This is a genomic window from Streptomyces phaeofaciens (genome assembly GCF_014648915.1).
In the GTDB taxonomy this organism is placed as follows: domain Bacteria; phylum Actinomycetota; class Actinomycetes; order Streptomycetales; family Streptomycetaceae; genus Streptomyces; species Streptomyces phaeofaciens.
The window spans coordinates 197949-213935 of record NZ_BMSA01000006.1 but is presented as its reverse complement, the minus strand read 5'-3'; the positions used below and the strand labels follow the sequence as shown (position 1 = coordinate 213935).

At 72.5% G+C, this 15987-nt stretch carries 16 protein-coding genes; 8 read left to right on the top strand and 8 right to left on the bottom strand.

What is annotated here, in order from left to right; all coding sequences use genetic code 11:
- Nucleotides 1-103 precede the first annotated feature (103 nt).
- Complete coding sequence (locus tag IE275_RS14035) at nt 104-607, top strand: ATP-binding protein (RefSeq protein ID WP_189711462.1); 504 nt, start codon at nt 104-106, stop codon at nt 605-607.
- A gap of 104 nt (nt 608-711) precedes the next feature.
- On the opposite strand, the gene IE275_RS14030 is transcribed toward IE275_RS14035, so the two are convergent.
- Nucleotides 712-930, bottom strand: coding sequence for a DUF397 domain-containing protein (locus IE275_RS14030; RefSeq protein ID WP_189711592.1), 219 nt, complete (start codon nt 928-930; stop codon nt 712-714).
- Between the two features lie 820 nt (nt 931-1750).
- Between IE275_RS14030 and IE275_RS14025 the strand changes: the two genes are divergently transcribed.
- Nucleotides 1751-2257 (top strand): hypothetical protein, encoded by a 507-nt coding sequence (locus IE275_RS14025; RefSeq protein WP_189711460.1) that lies wholly within the window; start codon nt 1751-1753, stop codon nt 2255-2257.
- A gap of 114 nt (nt 2258-2371) precedes the next feature.
- The gene (locus IE275_RS14020) at nt 2372-2902 is read left to right on the top strand and encodes a DUF4232 domain-containing protein (protein ID WP_189711458.1); all 531 of its coding nucleotides are present in this window, start codon (nt 2372-2374) and stop codon (nt 2900-2902) included.
- 12 nt (nt 2903-2914) lie between these two features.
- Here the strand turns inward: IE275_RS14020 and IE275_RS14015 are convergent, their stop codons facing one another.
- Nucleotides 2915-4027 carry a DUF2786 domain-containing protein gene (locus IE275_RS14015; RefSeq protein WP_189711456.1) on the bottom strand — a complete coding sequence of 371 codons (1113 nt, stop codon included), beginning with the start codon at nt 4025-4027 and terminating at the stop codon, nt 2915-2917.
- A 99-nt stretch (nt 4028-4126) separates the two neighbouring features.
- Here IE275_RS14015 and IE275_RS14010 point away from each other — a divergent pair, with 99 nt between their 5' ends.
- Both IE275_RS14010 and IE275_RS14005 read left to right on the top strand, forming a co-directional pair.
- A complete protein-coding gene (locus IE275_RS14010; RefSeq protein ID WP_189711454.1) occupies nt 4127-4861 on the top strand; it encodes a Clp protease N-terminal domain-containing protein in 735 nt (244 codons plus the stop codon).
- A 70-nt stretch (nt 4862-4931) separates the two neighbouring features.
- Nucleotides 4932-6635, top strand: a complete 1704-nt coding sequence (locus IE275_RS14005) for a bifunctional 3'-5' exonuclease/DNA polymerase (protein WP_189711452.1) — start codon at nt 4932-4934, stop codon at nt 6633-6635.
- A 30-nt stretch (nt 6636-6665) separates the two neighbouring features.
- Here IE275_RS14005 and IE275_RS14000 read toward each other — a convergent pair whose 3' ends face one another.
- The 3 genes from IE275_RS14000 to IE275_RS13990 form a co-directional block, all read right to left on the bottom strand.
- Complete coding sequence (locus tag IE275_RS14000) at nt 6666-9959, bottom strand: AfsR/SARP family transcriptional regulator (RefSeq protein ID WP_229870230.1); 3294 nt, start codon at nt 9957-9959, stop codon at nt 6666-6668.
- Nucleotides 9960-10485: 526 nt separating this feature from the next.
- Nucleotides 10486-11379, bottom strand: a complete 894-nt coding sequence (locus tag IE275_RS13995) for a glycosyltransferase family 2 protein (RefSeq protein WP_189711590.1) — start codon at nt 11377-11379, stop codon at nt 10486-10488.
- 92 nt (nt 11380-11471) lie between these two features.
- Nucleotides 11472-11918: a DUF3052 domain-containing protein gene (locus IE275_RS13990; protein WP_189711450.1), complete on the bottom strand. Its 447-nt coding sequence runs from the start codon at nt 11916-11918 to the stop codon at nt 11472-11474.
- Between the two features lie 69 nt (nt 11919-11987).
- Between IE275_RS13990 and IE275_RS13985 the strand changes: the two genes are divergently transcribed.
- Nucleotides 11988-12947 carry a D-2-hydroxyacid dehydrogenase family protein gene (locus IE275_RS13985; RefSeq protein ID WP_189711448.1) on the top strand — a complete coding sequence of 320 codons (960 nt, stop codon included), beginning with the start codon at nt 11988-11990 and terminating at the stop codon, nt 12945-12947.
- A 20-nt stretch (nt 12948-12967) separates the two neighbouring features.
- On the opposite strand, the gene IE275_RS13980 is transcribed toward IE275_RS13985, so the two are convergent.
- Entirely contained in the window at nt 12968-13891 is a 924-nt protein-coding gene (locus tag IE275_RS13980) for a hypothetical protein (RefSeq protein ID WP_189711446.1), read from the bottom strand.
- 33 nt (nt 13892-13924) lie between these two features.
- Nucleotides 13925-14326, bottom strand: a complete 402-nt coding sequence (locus IE275_RS13975; protein WP_189711444.1) for an ATP-binding protein — start codon at nt 14324-14326, stop codon at nt 13925-13927.
- Nucleotides 14327-14525: 199 nt separating this feature from the next.
- Here IE275_RS13975 and IE275_RS13970 point away from each other — a divergent pair, with 199 nt between their 5' ends.
- Entirely contained in the window at nt 14526-15377 is an 852-nt protein-coding gene (locus tag IE275_RS13970; RefSeq protein ID WP_189711442.1) for a helix-turn-helix domain-containing protein, read from the top strand.
- 8 nt (nt 15378-15385) lie between these two features.
- On the top strand, nt 15386-15589 hold the full coding sequence (locus tag IE275_RS13965) for a DUF397 domain-containing protein (RefSeq protein ID WP_189711440.1): 204 nt from the start codon (nt 15386-15388) through the stop codon (nt 15587-15589).
- A 41-nt stretch (nt 15590-15630) separates the two neighbouring features.
- On the opposite strand, the gene IE275_RS13960 is transcribed toward IE275_RS13965, so the two are convergent.
- Nucleotides 15631-15987 carry a hypothetical protein gene (locus tag IE275_RS13960; RefSeq protein WP_189711438.1) on the bottom strand — a complete coding sequence of 119 codons (357 nt, stop codon included), beginning with the start codon at nt 15985-15987 and terminating at the stop codon, nt 15631-15633.

Sequence of the window (15987 nt, the reverse complement as noted above, 5' to 3'; positions counted from 1 at the left end):
CACGTGCACGTGCATCTGCCCTTGCATCCGCCGTGCGCATCCGAAACCATGGTCCCGCGCCACCGCTGCATCGCAACGACCGCGACTCCCGGGAGTGCCTCGCATGGGGACGAATGGATCGACCATGCTCGAGCCGTTACGGCAGGGCCTTCCGCCGCTTGATCCCGCGGCCGTGTCCAATGCCGCCTCCTGCGCCCTTCCCGCCCGCCTCGAAGCCGTGCGCGAGGCACGGCAGTTCACCAGACGAACCCTCGGCCAGTGGGATGTGGGCGACCGGTTCGACGACGTCTGTCTGGTCGTCTCGGAACTGGTGACCAACGCGCTGCGGCACGGGATGTCCCCCGACACCACCCCGCGCGCGGGGGACCAGCACCCGCCGGTGCGACTGCATCTGATGCGGTGGACCGAGCGGCTGGTGTGCGCGGTGCGCGATCCCAGCCACGACAGCCCGCTGCCGCAGGACAGTGAGGACTTCTCGGCCGAGTCGGGCCGCGGCCTGTTCCTGGTGGACAACTTCGCCGACAGCTGGGGCTGGCACCCGCTGTCCGGTTCACTGGGCGGCAAGGTGGTCTGGGCGCTGTTCCGGCTGCACACGCCCGCCGAGTGAGAACCGCGGCACCCTTTGGGGCCGCGGTTCTACGCGCGTCAGCACCCGTTTTGCGGTGATCCGCACAGAATTTCCCGCCGGGCCTCGCGCCGGAGGCCGGGACGTCAGCTCGCGATCAGGTGGTCGAACTCGCCGTCCTTGATGCCCAGGAGCATCGCCTCGATCTCGGCCCGCGTGTAGACGAGCGCGGGACCGTCCGGGAACCGCGAGTTGCGCACGGCCACGTCACCGCCCGGCAGTCGCGCGAACTCCACGCAGGACCCCTGCGAGTTGCTGTGCCGGCTCTTCTGCCAGGCAACCCCGGACAACTGTGTGGCCGTCATGCCGTTGTACACGTCGTGCCCCCCGTCAACGTGGTGGTCCACAGGTCGCTCCCTGGTGGTGCACTGGCTCGTGTGGCCATTGGTGCCGTGGTCAACTGTCCCGGATCATAGCCCCGTTCACGTGCACTTGCATGAGCAGATGCACGTGCACGCGGGGTGCTTGCGTGGTTACAGGGTTGACGCCCGCTTTACCCGACTCGTCGGCCTGTCGGACCGGTGAAGTAGTTCGGATCGAACCACTCGTGCACTAGGAACAGACGCGCGGCACGGCCGTCGTGTTCCGTCGGTACGGCAACGGTTCGGCTGCCGGGAGCGTACGCCCGTCACCGCGCTGTGCTGCGGGGGTACCCCTCCCGCGGACGCCCGTCATCCGCTCCGAACAGTAGGCGGAACCTCCGGATGTGGCGGTTCCGTATCCCCCGTCGGGAGATGTGGAGGGCGACGGCCCCGGGACGGCCGGGAGGGACCGGGCGAGGCCCGGCCCGCTCCGGCCGGACGCGATACGCACCCGCCTCCGTGTACGACACGCGGGTCGTCCACGGAGGCGAGGAGTGGCCCGGTGCCACGGCCCGACCGGCATCCGGCTTTCGGCGGGTGTGGGGCGCAGAGAGTCGTCCAGAGGTGCTGGACGGGTGGCGTGTGTTCACTCGTACGAATGCCGGGCCCGTCGTACGGCCACGGGAAGGGTTCCGGTCAGGCACCGCGGCACGGGTCCAGGAGGCGGCGGTGGTGCTTCACCCAGGCCGTCCCCAGGGTTCTGCCAAGGCGTGCTGGTAGCTTGCTGCGGACTTTCCGTCCGGCTAGAGCTTGGGAGCCCGCAGTGACTTCGGCGATCTTCTCGCGCACGTCCCGGCGACCGGTGCGGGCCGTGGTCTGGGCCGCCGCACTGGCCGGCGCGCTCGCGCTGACCGGATGCAGCGACGACGGCGGCTCGGACGACGGCTCCTCGGCCACACCGTCCGCCACGGCCACGGCGGACACCGGGGGCGTGGGCGGGGCGACACCCGAGGCCGCCGGCGAGCTGGAGGGCAGCTGGCTGGCCACGGCGGACGGCAAGGCCGTCGCGCTGATCATCACCGGGAAGCAGGCCGCCCTCTTCGCGACCGGCGGGACCGTGTGCAGCGGAACCGCCGGACAGGAGGGGGGCATGCAGATGATCCGCCTCACCTGCACGACCGGCTCCAAGGACCGCACCGTCGGCATGGTGGACTCCGCCGACGGCGACGCGCTCCAGGTCACCTGGGAGGGCGCGGCCGGCAAGGAGACGTACGCCAAGGCGGAGGGCGGCCAGTGGCCTTCGGGGCTGCCGACGGCGGGGCTGGGGTAAAGGCCCGGCCCGCACCCACTCCTGCGGGTGGTCGGGGGCGGGGGTGCGCAACGATCCGCCGCACGCGTGCGTGATGATCCTTCGAGCACCGTCACGAACGTCAGGGGACCCTTCATGCGCGCCGTTCCGATCACCGTCACCGCTCTCGCCGCGGCCCTCCTCCTCACCGCCTGCTCCAGCGACGACGGCGGCTCGGAGGGATCGGGCGGCGGCGCGGGCAAGGCCGCCGGTTCCGCCTGCGCCGCCGGCGACCTGACCCAGGACGTGGCCGCCAACGCCGCCCCCACCGCCGGGGACAGCGGCAACGTCACCGTCACCCTGACCAACAAGGGCCCCGAGTGCACCCTCGACGGCTTCCCCGGCGTCGCACTCGTCGCGGGCGGCACCTCGGCGACCGTCGCCGGCGACCCGGCCGCCGAGGCGCAGAAGCTGACGCTCGCGAAGCAGGGCACCACCTCGTTCACGATCACCTACCAGCGGGGCGAGAGCGGCGACCAGAGCCTCGCCGTCGAGACGGTGAAGTACAGCCTGCCGGGCGCCACCAGGACGGCGAGCTTCGACTGGTCGTACGGCGATGTGGCGCTGAAGAGCGACGGCGACGCGCCGGAGGCCTCGGTGAGCGGGTTCCAGCAGGCGGGCGACTGACGCGCCGGTGGCTCAGGGGAGGCGGGTACGGGGGCGGACCTGGGCGCGGTCGGCGGCCTCGGCGCCCTCGGTCCAGCCCGCCTCGTCGCTGACGCCGCGCAGGCGGGTGGTGACCGTGTCCGGGAACATGCGGTCCGCGGTGTCGGTGACCGCGACCTCCCGGGTGGCGAGGACCGGGAGAAGGTCGTCGCTGACCTGGGACTCGGCGGCGGCCGAGAGACGCGTGCCGATGCGGTGGGCGTAGGCCGCGAGGAAGGACTGCCGGAAGGTCTTGGTCCGCCTGCGCCCGCCGGCCCGCTGGGCGGCCTCCGCCCGGGTCATCGCGGTGTGCGCCTGCACCAGCAGTGAGGTGTAGAGGAGTTCCACCGCCTCCAGGTCGGCCTCGAAGCCGACGACCGTGGAGAAGCAGAAAGGTTCGTTCCACACCGCCCGGCAGTGGTTCGCGCCGGCGACCACGTCCAGCAGCACCGCCTTGGCCTGCTCGTACGGCGGTTCCACACCGATCCGGCAGGCGCCGGGCGCGTCCGGGTCCGGGGCCTGTGCGTCCAGCAGCGCCTCGTCGACGCTGTGCCGGGCCATCAGCTCCTGCGCCTTCGCGGTGAGCGCCTCCGCCTCCTCCGGGTAGCCGGTCGCCTCCGCCTTGGCGAGCAGGGCGCGGATGCGGGTGAGCATCTTGGAGTCGGAGCGCCGGCCGTCGCGCCGTTCCCCGCGCTCTTCCAGGGGTTCGAGGGCGGGCAGCCGCAGCAGCAGGCGGTACAGCTCCAGGACGGCGGTGGCGTACGAGAAGCGGTCCGCGCGGGACGGGTCGCCGGTGGGCAGGTCCGCCAGCTGGGCCGCCCAGCGGGGGCCGCGCGCCGCGTCGTCCGGCGCCTGCGCCCGGATCAGCGTGGCGGCCAGCCGTACGTGGACGTCGTCCAGCTCCCGCCGCACGACACGTACGACGTCGGCGGGCTGCCATCCTCGCCGCCACAGCGCCGCCAGGAACTCCGCCCCGCGCCGCGCGAGTTCGGCGTCCGCCGCGGGGTCGGCGGCGAGCACGGACGCGCCCGCGTCGAGGGCGGTGTCGCCGGTGTCGTAGAGGGCGGCCGCGAAGGCGCGGTCGACGGTGTCGGGGGTGCTGCTCACCGGTCGATGGTGCCACGCGCGCGTGGGCACCTGTTCCGTCGCACCCTCCACTGACAACCCAAGGTTGACAGTGGCGGGGTGTCAACCTACGGTTGACACATGACCCAGCGCCCGGAACCCACCGCATCCATCCGTCTCGACGACCTCATCGCGGCCATCAAGAACGTGCACGAGGCGCCGCTCGACCAGCTTCAGGACGCCGTGATCGCCGCGGAGCACCTCGGTGAGGTGTCCGACCACCTGATCGGGCACTTCGTCGACCAGGCCCGGCGGTCCGGGGCGTCCTGGACCGACATCGGACGCAGCATGGGCGTCACCCGGCAGGCCGCGCAGAAGCGGTTCGTGCCCAAGGAATCCGTCGACCTGGACGCCGACCAGGGCTTCAGCCGCTACACCCCGCGCGCGCGGAACGCGGTCATGGTCGCGCACAGCGAGTCCAAGGCCGCCGGCAACACCGAGGGCCTGCCGGCGCACCTGGTGCTCGGGCTGCTCGCCGAGCCCGAGGGCCTCGCGGCGAAGGCCTTCGTCGAGCAGGGCGTCACCCTGGACGCGGTCCGCGCGGCCGCGACCGCCGCGCTGCCGCCGGCCTCCGACGAGGTGCCCGAGCTGGTCCCGTACGGCTCGGACGCCAAGAAGGTCCTGGAGCTGACCTTCCGGGAGGCGCTGCGCCTCGGCCACAACTACGTCGGCACCGAACACCTCCTGCTGGCCCTGCTGGAGTTCGAGAACGGCGAGGGCGTCCTCAGCGGCCTCGGCGTCGACAAGGCCGGCACCGAGCGGTACCTCGCGCACACGCTGGCGAAGATCGCGGCGGCGCGGCCGGACAACGGCTGAGAGCGGCCGACGCCGAGCCGCGCGGCCGCGGCCGGGGGCCGTTGTCAGACCCCCCTGTCAGACTCGCAGCATGGCCGACCGGTGGGCACTCGCTCCGGCCGAGGACGACGGCGTCGAACTGGCCGTCCTCGGTCCGGACGGGCTGCCCGCCGGTCCGGTGCTGCGGGAGGCCGATCTGACCCGGGCCGTGCGCGAGCGGCCCGATGTCACCCGCTGGGTCTGGCGTTCCACGGCCGAGGTGTATCCGCGTCTGCTCGCCACGGGGGTGCGAGTCGAGCGGTGCTACGACGTCGAGGACGCCGAGACCCTCCTCCTGGGTCACGAAGGGCGGTACGGGGAACCCCGCTCCGCGGCCGCGGCCCTGGCCCGGCTGCGCGGCGGCCCCGTACCGCCCGATCCGCCGCAGCGCTCCGCCGAGCCCGGCGCCCAGTCCCCGCTGTTCGAACCGCAGTCCGTGCGGTCCGCCCCGATGCCGCTGGCCGATCTCGTCGAGGTGTACGCCGAGCAGCAGCGCCGCCACGACCGGGCCGAGCACCCGGACCGGATGCGGCTGCTGACGGCGGCCGAGTCGGCGGGGATGCTGGTGGCCGCCGAGCTGAACCGTGCCGGGCTCCCCTGGAGCGCGGACGTCCACCGCGCGGTGCTGCACGACCTGCTCGGCGAGCGGTACGCGGGCGGTGGCGAGCCCCGGCGGCTGGCCGAGCTGGCCGACGAGGTGTCCGCCGCCTTCGGCCGCCGGGTCCGCCCCGATCTGCCCGCCGATGTGATCAAGGCCTTCGCCCAGGCCGGGATCCGGATCAGATCGACCCGGCGCTGGGAGATCGAGTCCCTCGACCATCCGGCCGTGAAGCCGCTGATCGAGTACAAGAAGCTGTACCGGATCTGGGTGGCGCACGGATGGTCCTGGCTCCAGGACTGGGTGCGGGACGGACGGTTCCGGCCCGAGTTCCTCGCGCACGGCACGGTCACCGGCCGCTGGGTGACCAACGGCGGGGGCGCCCTCCAGATCCCCAAGGTGATCCGGCGGGCCGTGGTCGCCGACCCCGGCTGGCGGCTGGTGGTCGCCGACGCCGACCAGATGGAGCCGCGCGTCCTCGCGGCGATCTCCCGCGACCCCGGCCTGATGGAGGTGGCGGGCCGGGAGACCGACCTCTACCAGTCCGTCTCCGACCGCGCCTTCTCCGGCGACCGCGCCCAGGCCAAGCTCGCCGTCCTCGGCGCGGTCTACGGCCAGACCTCCGGCGACGGCCTGAAGAACCTCGCCGCGCTGCGCCGCCGCTTCCCGCGCGCGGTGGCCTACGTCGACGACGCGGCCCGGGCCGGCGAGGAGGGACGGCTGGTGCGCACCTGGCTCGGGCGGACCTGCCCGCCGGCCGCCCGCACCGGCGACGACGGCACGGAGGAGGCCGGCATCCCGGTCACCGCCGAGGACGACACCGACGGGCCGGGCCAGGAGTGGGTGCCTGGCCACGCCTCGACCAACGCCCGCGCGCGGGGCCGCTTCGCACGCAACTTCGTCGTCCAGGGCAGCGCCGCCGACTGGACCCTGCTGCTGCTCGCCGCGCTGCGCCGCACCTGCGCGGACCTGGCGGCCGAACTGGTCTTCTTCCAGCACGACGAGGTGATCGTGCACTGCCCCGAGGAGGAGGCCGAGACGGTCGTCGCCGCGATCCGGGCGGCGGGCGACCTGGCCGCCCGGCTGACGTTCGGTGAGACGCCGGTGCGGTTCCCGTTCACGACGGCGGTGGTGGAGTGCTATGCCGACGCGAAGTGAGCGGCACGGACGTCCGGTGCGGTCCGGCGATCAGATCTCGGCGGGCGCGGCGCCCCCGGCCGCGAGAAGCCCCCTCAGCTCCCGGACGGTCGCCGTCTCGTCCGTGCCGTCCAGTGCGGTGAGGGCGCGGCGCCACTCGTCGTACGCCTCCTCGGCCCGCCCCCGCTCATGGAGCAGCAGACCGTACTGGTGGCGGGCCAGACCGTCGGTGTAGCGGTCGGCGCGGGTCTCGGCGCGGCGCAGGAGTTCGGCGCACTCCCCCAGCGCGCGTTCGGTACGGCCCAGCAGCCGCAGCGCACGGACGGCACCGAGCCGGGTCTGGGACTCCCCGTGCCAGTCGCCGTGCCCGCCGAGGATGCGCAGGCTCTCCTCGAAGTGCGGCAGGGCCGCGGCCGGTTCGCCCAGGGTGAGATGGGCGTAGCCGATGTTGCAGTGCGCCGAGTGCCGCACGATGACGGCGCCGATCTCGTCCCCGATCGCCAGCGAGCGCCGGTGCTGCTCGATGGCGGCGCGCGGGTCGGTGTGCTCGTAGAGGTTGCCGAGATGGCTGCGGGTGATGGCCTCGCCGTAGGGGTCGTTCAGCCGGCGGGAGTACTCCAGGCTCCGGCGCAGGGCGGCGCCGGACTCCTCGTGGCGGCCGAGGCTCTCCAGCAGCAGCCCCCGGTTGTTGAGGCAGCGGCGGATCCAGGAGGGCCGGTCGAGCCGCCGCCAGATGACCAGGGCCCGGCCGTTGAGGGCGAGCGCGTCCTTCTGGCGGCCGGTCAGGAAGTGCAGGCCGCCGAGGTCGCCGAGCGCGTACGCCTCGGCCGCGTCGTCACCGAGGCGGCGAGCCGTGCGCAGCGCGGTCCGCCCGAGCGTCTCCATCTCGGCCACCCGGCCGGCGCGCTGGAGGTAGGGGAAGAGCAGGCGCAGCAGGGTGGAGACGAGGGCCGCGTCCCCGATGGCGTCCGCGCGGCTCTCCACCAGGGCGACGATGTTCTCCAGTTCCGTGTCACCCCAGGCGAAGGCCTCCTCGGGCCCGGCGAAGGGCCGTACGGCCCGGACGTGCTCGGCGTGGGCGGCGGGCTGGGTGGCGGTCGGACCACGGCGGTCGTCCCGGTCGAGGCCCGGTGCGACGATGGCGGTGAGGGCGTGTTCGGCCTTGGCGGCGTACCAGTGGAGGGCCGTTTCGACGGCGGCGCCGGCGTCGGACGTCCCCACGAGTTCGCGGGCGAAGTCCCGGACGAGGTCGTGGGGTGCGTAGCGGCCGTACGCCGGCTCGTCGAGGAGGGCCACGTCGACGAGCCGGTCGAGGGCGGCCTCGGCCCGCCGCTCGTCGGTGCCGGTGAGCCGGGCCAGCAGGGGTGCGCCGTACACGGGCAGGTCGAGCGCGCCGATGCGGCGCAGCGCGAGGGCCGCGTCCCGGTCGGCCTGGTGCGCGGAGGCGGCGAGCGCGTCGTGGGCGACGGCGAGGGACCGGCGGACGCTCAGGTCGTCGTACTCCAGGTGGTACAACCGGCCCTCGGTGGCGGCGAGTTGACGGGCGAGCGCGTCCGGGGTGAGGGCGCGGCGCGCGGCGAGCCGGGCGGCGACGATCCGCAGGGCGAGGGGGAGGCGGCCGGTGAGGGCGATGAGGGGGTGGGTGGCGTCCAGACGGGCGAGGGGGTCGGATGTGTCGGGTTCGCCGGTGCCGGTGCCTGAGCCGGCGCCGGTGCCTGAGCCGGCGTCGGCGCCTGTGCCGGCGCGGGTGCCTGAGCCGGCGCCGGCGCCGGTGCTCGTGGCCGTCGCCGTGCCGCGTCCGGAGGCCGCCCTCAGCAGTTCCGCGCTCGCCTCGCCGGACAAGGGGGCCAGCGGGAAGCGGTGGGCACCGTCGAGGGCGGTGAGCGGGGAACGGCTGGTGACGATCACCGCGCAGTGCGGACCGGCCGGCAGCAGCGGTCGGATCTGGGCGGCGGTCGCGGCGTCGTCCAGGACGAGGAGGGTGCGGGTCGGGGCGAGCCGGGTGCGCAGCAACGCGGCTGCGGCGTCCGGGTGTTCGGGGATGCGGCGGGGCTCGATACCGAGGTCGCGCAGGAGGGCGGCGAGCGCCTGGCCCACGGGGAGGGGGGTCATGCCGGGGGTGGCGCCGTGCAGGTTGAGGTAGAGCTGACCGCTGGTGAAACGTTCCTTCAGAGCATGGGCGAGATGCAGCGCCAGCGCGGTCTTGCCGACGCCGGCCATGCCGCTGATGACGGCGACAGGGGTGCCGACGGACTCGGCGAGGCCGCGCTCCAGCAGGTGGAGGGTGTCGTCGCGGCCGATGAAGTGGGCGGGGGGAGGGGGGAGTTGGGCGGGGTGGGGGGTGGTGGGGTCGGTGGGTGGAGGGGTTGGGGCGGTCGGGATGGTCGGGGCTCCTGGGGCCGCTTTGGTCTCTGGGGCCGCGCCGGCCTCTGGGGTCTCCGGGATCTGTGGGGTGGTCGGGGTGTCCCGGTTGCCGCTCTCCTCGGCAGCCTCCGCGGGCGAGGTCCCCTCCCCCGCTCCCCACCCCCGCAGCACCTCCGCATGGGCCTCGCGGACCGCCGGGCCCGGTTCTATGCCGAGGTCCTCGACGAGTCGGGTGCGTAGATCGCGGTGGACGGCGAGGGCCTCGGCCTGGCGGCCGGTGCGGTGCAGGGCGAGCATCAGCTGGCGGTGGTACGCCTCGCGCAGCGGATGCGCGGCGGCGAGGGCCGTCAGCTCCGGGACGACCCGGGCCGGCCGACTGCCGCCGAGAGCCAGTTCGGCGTCGTAGCGCCATTCGAGCAGGAGCAGCCGGGCCTCGCACAGCCGGGGGACGAAGGCGTAGCCACCCAGTTCGGCGGGGAGGCCGCTGAGCGGGGTGCCGCGCCAGAGGGCGAGGGCCGCCGCGCACTCGCGCACGACGCGTTCCCAGTTGCGGGCGGCGTACGCCCCGCGTGCCGCGGCGATGTGCCGGTCGAAGACATGGACGTCCAGTTCACCCTGCCCGACCCGGAGTTGATAGCCGGGCGGGACGGCCCGCAGTCGCTCGGGGTCGTCGAGGAGGCGGCGCAGGCGGGCCACGTGGTTGTGCAGCGAGGCGTGGGCGGAGGCAGGCGGTGCGCCGTCCCACAGCGCCTCCTTGAGCGTCTCGACCGGGACGACGCGGCCCGCGTCGAGGAGGAGGACGGCGAGGAGGACGCGCGCCTTGGGGCTGCGGATGGTCTCGTACGGGAGGTCGGCGCCGGGGTCGGCGGTCCACGCGGTGGCGGACGCGGCGCCGGGGCTCTCGGGGACCGGCGCGCCCGGCATGTACAGGACCGGTGGTCCCAGCAGTCCGAACCGCAGCTCGCAGTGCCGCTGCCGCATCACGCCGTCCGTCGCCTTCCGCGCGCCCGTCCGGGGCTCGCCGCCCAGCGGGCACCCTGAAACCGGCGTGATTTCGCCCCCGGCACCACGGTTTTCCGCCATCCTGTCCTTGACGGTTCCGGCCGGGATCGACTGCCGTTGCGGCCGTCGCCCGGGTTCACCCGATGACTTCAGGCCAGGTGACCAGCGAGGACACGGGGAACCGTTGGCCATATGTTAGCGATCCGTTGGCGCGATCTGATGTGATCACACCATCGGATTTTGGCCCGACGGTGCGCGCGTGTCGACGCGTTGCTCGGGGGAGTGTCGCCGCCGCGGCCAGGTCCGGAGGCGCGTTCGGGCCCCGGTCGTCGGAGGTGAGCGACCGGGGCTCGCGCGCTGTTCACCGAGGGCCTGCGGGCCCGGACGCCCGTGCGCTCGGCGACTCGGACGACATGGCGCCCGCGAGGCCGGACGACCGAAGGCACTTGCGGTCTCAGGCGGCCGAAGCACCCGCGAGCCCGGACGACCGGCAGTGCCCGCGAGGTCAGATGACCGGCGGTCGGCCGAGTCGGGTCAGGCGCCACACCGTCCGCCACCGCATGGGCCGTCGCCCGCCGGCCGGCTTGCGTACGCCCTCCACGAACCCGCCGAACCAGGCCTTGAGCCCGCCGAGCGAGCGGGTGCGCAACAGGGTCACGGCGATCCACACACCGAGGTGGACGGGGATGAGCGGCAGCGGGAGGTTGCGCCGGACCAGCCAGACGCGGTTGCGGGCGGTGACGCGGTGGTAGATGGCGTGCCGGGCGGGCGAGGTCTTGGGGTGCTGGAGCAGCAGTTCGGGCGCGTAGAGGATCTTCCAGCCGGCGTCGGTGGCACGCCAGGCCAGATCGGTCTCCTCGTGCGCGAAGAAGAACTCGGCGGGCCAGTCGCCGGTCTCCGCGAGCATGGTCATGCTGAGCGCGTGGCCGCCGCCGAGGAATCCGGTGACGTAACCGCCCTCCATCGGGTCGGAGGCGCCGACCCGGGGCACGTGCCGGCGCTGGGTCTCGCCGTGCTCGTCGGCGATGCGGAAGCCGACGATGCCGAGGCGGGGGTCGGCGGCGTACAGATCGCGTACGCGGCGCAGGACGTCGGGGTCGACGAGGAGGCCGTCGTCGTCCAGTTCGACGACGACGTCGACGTCCCCGAACTCGCGCAGGCGGGCGAGGCCGACGTTGCGGCCGCCGGGGCAGCCGAGGTTCTCGTCGAGGTCGAGCGTGGTGACCTCGCCGGGCAGGGAGAGGCGCTGGGCGAACTCGGGGAGCCGGCAGCCGTTGCCGACGATCACTATGCGGGCCGGAGCCAGGTCCTGTTTGGCCACGGACTCCAGCAGGGCATCGACCTCGGCGGGCCGGTTCCCCATCGTCACCACGGCAACGGCGATCCTCGGCTCCACCACGTCCCTCACACCCCTCACTCCATCCGGCCCACGACGACGCCCGTCGTTCACCAAGATGTTGCCTCACATGGACGGGTTGCTCTGACGCCGGTTCACTTTGTGCCCTCTTTACGGCGATTTTCCCCTCGCCGTTCCTTGCGGCGGACGAACTTCAGCCCCGACCAGTCCTCGCCCAGCGCCGCGACCTTCACATCGACGACGCCGAGGGGGAGGAAGAGGTCGCGCAGGCCGTTCTCGGTGAGGTCGCTGAGGTGCCCGGCGGCCTTGCGGGGCCAGGCGATCCAGAGCATGGCGTCGTCGGCGAGGCCGTCGACCAGGGCGGGCGTCTCGGCCGCGAGGTCGGCATGGGTGCGGTAGAAGGCGACGGTGACGTCGGCGTCGCGGGGGCCGCCGGGGGCGAGGTCGACGCCTTCGGGGAGACCGGGTACGTCCCAGCCGGGCGGGGCGTGGCGCAGGCGCAGCCGGTGTCCGGGCCTGACGCCGAGCTTTCGGGCGAGAGGGGTGCCGGAGTAGCCGCCGGTCGCGGCCGAGGGGCTCACCGTTCCACCGTAGCCTCGCCTGGGACCCGCCTCACCCGGAGGAGGGCACCGCGCCCGGAGGAGAACACCGTGCCCTTCCGCTGTGCCGTACTCGACGACTTCCAGAACGTGGCGACGGCCTTCGCCGACTGGTCCTCGCTGGGCGGGGAGGTGGAGGTGGTCTCCTTCACCGAGCACTTCAGGACGGAGGACGAGCTGGTGGCGGCCCTGGCCGGCTTCGACTGTGTGGTGACCCTGCGGGAACGGGTCCCCTTCCCCGCGTCGCTGCTCGACCGGCTCCCCCGGCTGCGGCTGCTCGTCGCCTCCGGCATGCGGAACTCGGTGATCGACTACGCGGCGGCGCGGGCGAACGGTGTGACGGTGTGCGGTACGGCCAGTTCGTCGACCCCGCCGGTCGAGCTGACCTGGGCGCTGTTGCTGGGGCTGGCGCGGGGGCTGGTCGAGGAGAGCACCGCGCTGCGGTCGGGCGGGCCCTGGCAGTCCACGGTCGGCGCCGATCTGCACGGGCGGCGGCTCGGGCTCCTGGGCCTGGGGAAGATCGGCGCCCTGGTGGCCCGGGTGGGGCCGGCCTTCGGCATGGAGGTGAGCGCGTGGAGCCAGAACCTGACGGTGGAGCGGACGGAGGAGGTGGGCGTACGGCTCGCCTCCTCGAAGGAGGAACTGCTGGCGGGGAGCGACTTCGTGTCCGTGCACCTGGCGCTGGGCGACCGCACCCGGGGACTGATCGGCGCCGCCGAACTGGCCCTGATGAAGCCGACGGCCTACCTGGTGAACACCTCGCGCGCGGCGATCGTCGACCAGGACGCGCTGGTGACGGCGTTGCGGGAGGGGCGGATCGCGGGGGCGGGGGTGGACGTCTTCGACGTGGAGCCGCTGCCGGCGGACCATCCGATGCGGACGGCTCCCCGTCTGCTGGCGACTCCGCATCTGGGGTACGTGTCGCGGGCGAACTACGAGCGGTACTACGGGCAGGCGGTGGACGGCATCCGGGCGTATCTGGAGGGGTCGCCGATGCGGGTGCTGGGCTGAACTCCGGCACCCGCGGTGGGCTACTCGCCGGCGTCGAAGACGTCGGTCGCACTGGTCGCGTGGACCGCGCGCTCGGACCAGACGGCGAGCCGGTCGAAATCGGTGCAGGCTTCGACGCGGGCTCGGACGTCGTCCGGCACGGCGATGCCACGCCACTCGAGGATCCGCAGAATCATCTCGGCCCGGTCCTTGACCCGACCTTCCTCCCGTCCCTCCTCCCGGCCTTCCTCCCGTCCCTCCTCCCGGCCTTCCTCTCGTACCTCCTCGGCGAGCGGGTGTCGCCAGAAGTACTGCATCGCTGTCATCAGGTCCCTCCACATCTGCCGGACCTGGTCATTCGCCAGGCACGAGTCGACGAACTGCACGAGGACCGCTGCGGTGTCGCGGTCGATGGTCCGCAAGGCGGCTGCCAGCGATTCCAGTATGGCGGGGGCCTGCCGCCCCCGGCCGTGCGTCATGGCCGAGAGCACGGCGAGGGTCGGGTCCTGTCTGGCCTCTCTCTCGGTGGCGATCACCGGCACGTTGTCCGGCCCCAGCACGAAGGGCCGCACCGTCAGCGACGGAGTACCGCGTACGCCGAGGTGAATGGGCTGCGCCGCCCAGCGGGCGGTGGCGCTGCTCTGGGTGACGACGATGAGGACCGGTTCGCACCGGTACTTCTCGTGGAGGTAGCTGAGGTAGTACGGCCAGCTGCCGCGCTTCCTCTCGTCCGGTTTGCCCTGCGACTCCACAACCAGGAGATAGGCGCCCTCGTCGGTCTCCGCTCGCAGCAGCGTGTCCACCCGCCGTTCGACGGGCTCGATCTCGGTGAGGTCGACGTTCATGCCGGCGAACTCGTACGGCGTGGGAAAGGCAATGCCCAACACCTGTTGTAAGGCACGGGTCAGCAGCGCGGGATCCTTCTGAAAGATCCGGTGCAGCGCCTCGTGCGACGAGCCGACCATCGGCTCTCCTTTCTGTCCGACGAGATCAACGAGCTACGCCGCGTTCAGTTCGCACCAGACCAGCTTGCCGCGACGGCCCAGCCGGGAGAGCGGCTGCCAACCCCACAGGTCCGAGTTGGCCCGCACGAGGGCGAAGCCGCGGCCGTTCTCGGCGTCGGTGAGTTCGCCGAACTTTCCCGGGGGCTCGGGAGGTTGGGGGTCGGCGTCCCAGGCGCCGATCTGGAGCACCCCTTCCCGGTACCGGATCCGGAGGGCGGCCGGGCCCTTGGTGTGCAGTACCGCGTTGGAGACCAGCTCGGAGGTGAGCAGCTCTGCGGTGTCGGCGAGGTGGGTCAGGCGGTGCAGGGCGAGGATCAGGCGGAGGGTGCGGCGGCAGACGGTGACGGCGCGGGGGTCATGGGGGATGTGAAGGGTGTACTCCCAGCTTTCGGGCATACGTCGACTCCGTGTGAGGGGTGATGGTCCTGGGGCGCGGTGGCAGTGCCGCAGCCGTCATGGCAGGACGGGGCGGTGCGCTTCCGCAGCGTGTACGTCGCGTCACCGACGGTAGACCTGGATTTCTAGGTCGAGCAAGCCGATCCCGTAATCTTGCCCTCGAACGAGTAGCGCTCACCGGCGTGTTGAGAGGCGACCCATGGGACTGAGGCGCGAGCCGACGGCACGTCAGGTGCGATTGGCCACCGAGCTACGCAGGCTCCGCGAGGCAGCCGGCCTCAAGGCCCGGGAGGCGGCGGCCCTGCTCGGCGTGAGCTCCACGCAGATCAACCAGATCGAGTACGGCCACTCCGGCGTGAGTGAGAAGCGCCTGCGGAGCCTGGCCGCGCACTATGCCTGCATGGACGATGCGTTCATCGACGCGCTGGTGGCGATGGCGACCGATCGAACACGCGGCTGGTGGGAGGAATACCGAGGCCACTTGCCCTCGGCGTTCCTGGACCTCGCAGAGTTGGAGCACCACGCCACCTACCGGGCCGACGTGGAGTGCCTGCACATTCCCGGACTTCTCCAGACGGAGGATTACGCGCGGGCGGTGTTCGCGTACCGGGTCCCGGCCCTGCCCGACAGGGACTTGGAATTGCGCGTTCATCATCGGATGCAGCGGAAAGTGATCATCGAGCGTCCGGAGCCCGTCCCGTACGAGACGGTCATCCACGAAGCGGCGCTGCGCATCAGGACCGGCGACCGAGCTGCCGCCCGGGCCCAACTCACCCACATGCTGGAGCTGTCCGAGGCGGACCACGTCAGCGTGCGGGTGATCCCCTTCGACCGGGACGGCTTCGCAGGAGCCTGGAACACCATGACTCTGACGGGTGGTGCCGTACCCAAGCTGGATTCCGCGCAGCGTGACGGGCCCGAGGGAACAGCCCTTGTCGACTCCGAAGCTCAGCTCGGCGCCCTTCGAACGCTCTTCCGTAAGCTGGAGGCGGAGTCGCTGGACCCCGAACGGTCGCGCGACTTCATCAGCAGGCTGGCGAAGGAGCTGTGAGGCGCGCTGTGACCACCCTCTGCAAGTGGCAAAAGTCCTCCTTCTCAGGCGGCTCCGACGGCAACAACTGCCTCGAACTCACCTCCACCCCCACCACCCTCCACGTCCGCGAGAGCGACACCCCGGCCATGGTCCTCACGACCACCCGCGCCGCCCTCGCCCACCTCCTGGCGGGCATACGCACCGAGGCGCTGACCGAGCAGACCCGGTAACCGCCTCAGGGCCCGCCCCAGCCGATCGACGCGTCGCTCTGCTACCGCGTCCAGGAGAAGCTTTGTGGCAGCACACCGTCCTGCCACAGCCGGTCGAGCCTGGCGAACAGCTTGGACAGGCTCGTGTCGAACTCCGCCCAGGCCACGGGGTCCACCTCTCGCCATTGATCGGAGATGATCAAACCGGGCGGCATGGGACCTGACGATTCGGTCATCCTGCGACAGGCCGCACACCAGGTGTAGTTGATCAGAGCAGGTCGATTCGCGCGCCGCGTCTCTCTGAGGTAGGTGCGGACCGAGACCTCTCCGCACGCGGAACAAAGCCACTCCGACTGATCCTGAAGAAACTTTCTGCCCTGCCCGATGGCTTCGACTTCCTGGGACGTGAATCGCGTCAT

Coding starts and splice junctions, on each gene's coding strand:
- IE275_RS14035 (WP_189711462.1), top strand. CDS start 104: ATGGGGACGAATGGATCGACCATGCTCGAGCCGTTACGGCAGGGCCTT.
- IE275_RS14030 (WP_189711592.1), bottom strand. CDS start 930: ATGACGGCCACACAGTTGTCCGGGGTTGCCTGGCAGAAGAGCCGGCAC.
- IE275_RS14020 (WP_189711458.1), top strand. CDS start 2,372: ATGCGCGCCGTTCCGATCACCGTCACCGCTCTCGCCGCGGCCCTCCTC.
- IE275_RS14010 (WP_189711454.1), top strand. CDS start 4,127: ATGACCCAGCGCCCGGAACCCACCGCATCCATCCGTCTCGACGACCTC.
- IE275_RS14005 (WP_189711452.1), top strand. CDS start 4,932: ATGGCCGACCGGTGGGCACTCGCTCCGGCCGAGGACGACGGCGTCGAA.
- IE275_RS14000 (WP_229870230.1), bottom strand. CDS start 9,959: ATGCGGCAGCGGCACTGCGAGCTGCGGTTCGGACTGCTGGGACCACCG.
- IE275_RS13980 (WP_189711446.1), bottom strand. CDS start 13,891: ATGGTCGGCTCGTCGCACGAGGCGCTGCACCGGATCTTTCAGAAGGAT.
- IE275_RS13975 (WP_189711444.1), bottom strand. CDS start 14,326: ATGCCCGAAAGCTGGGAGTACACCCTTCACATCCCCCATGACCCCCGC.
- IE275_RS13970 (WP_189711442.1), top strand. CDS start 14,526: ATGGGACTGAGGCGCGAGCCGACGGCACGTCAGGTGCGATTGGCCACC.
- IE275_RS13960 (WP_189711438.1), bottom strand. CDS start 15,987: ATGACGCGATTCACGTCCCAGGAAGTCGAAGCCATCGGGCAGGGCAGA.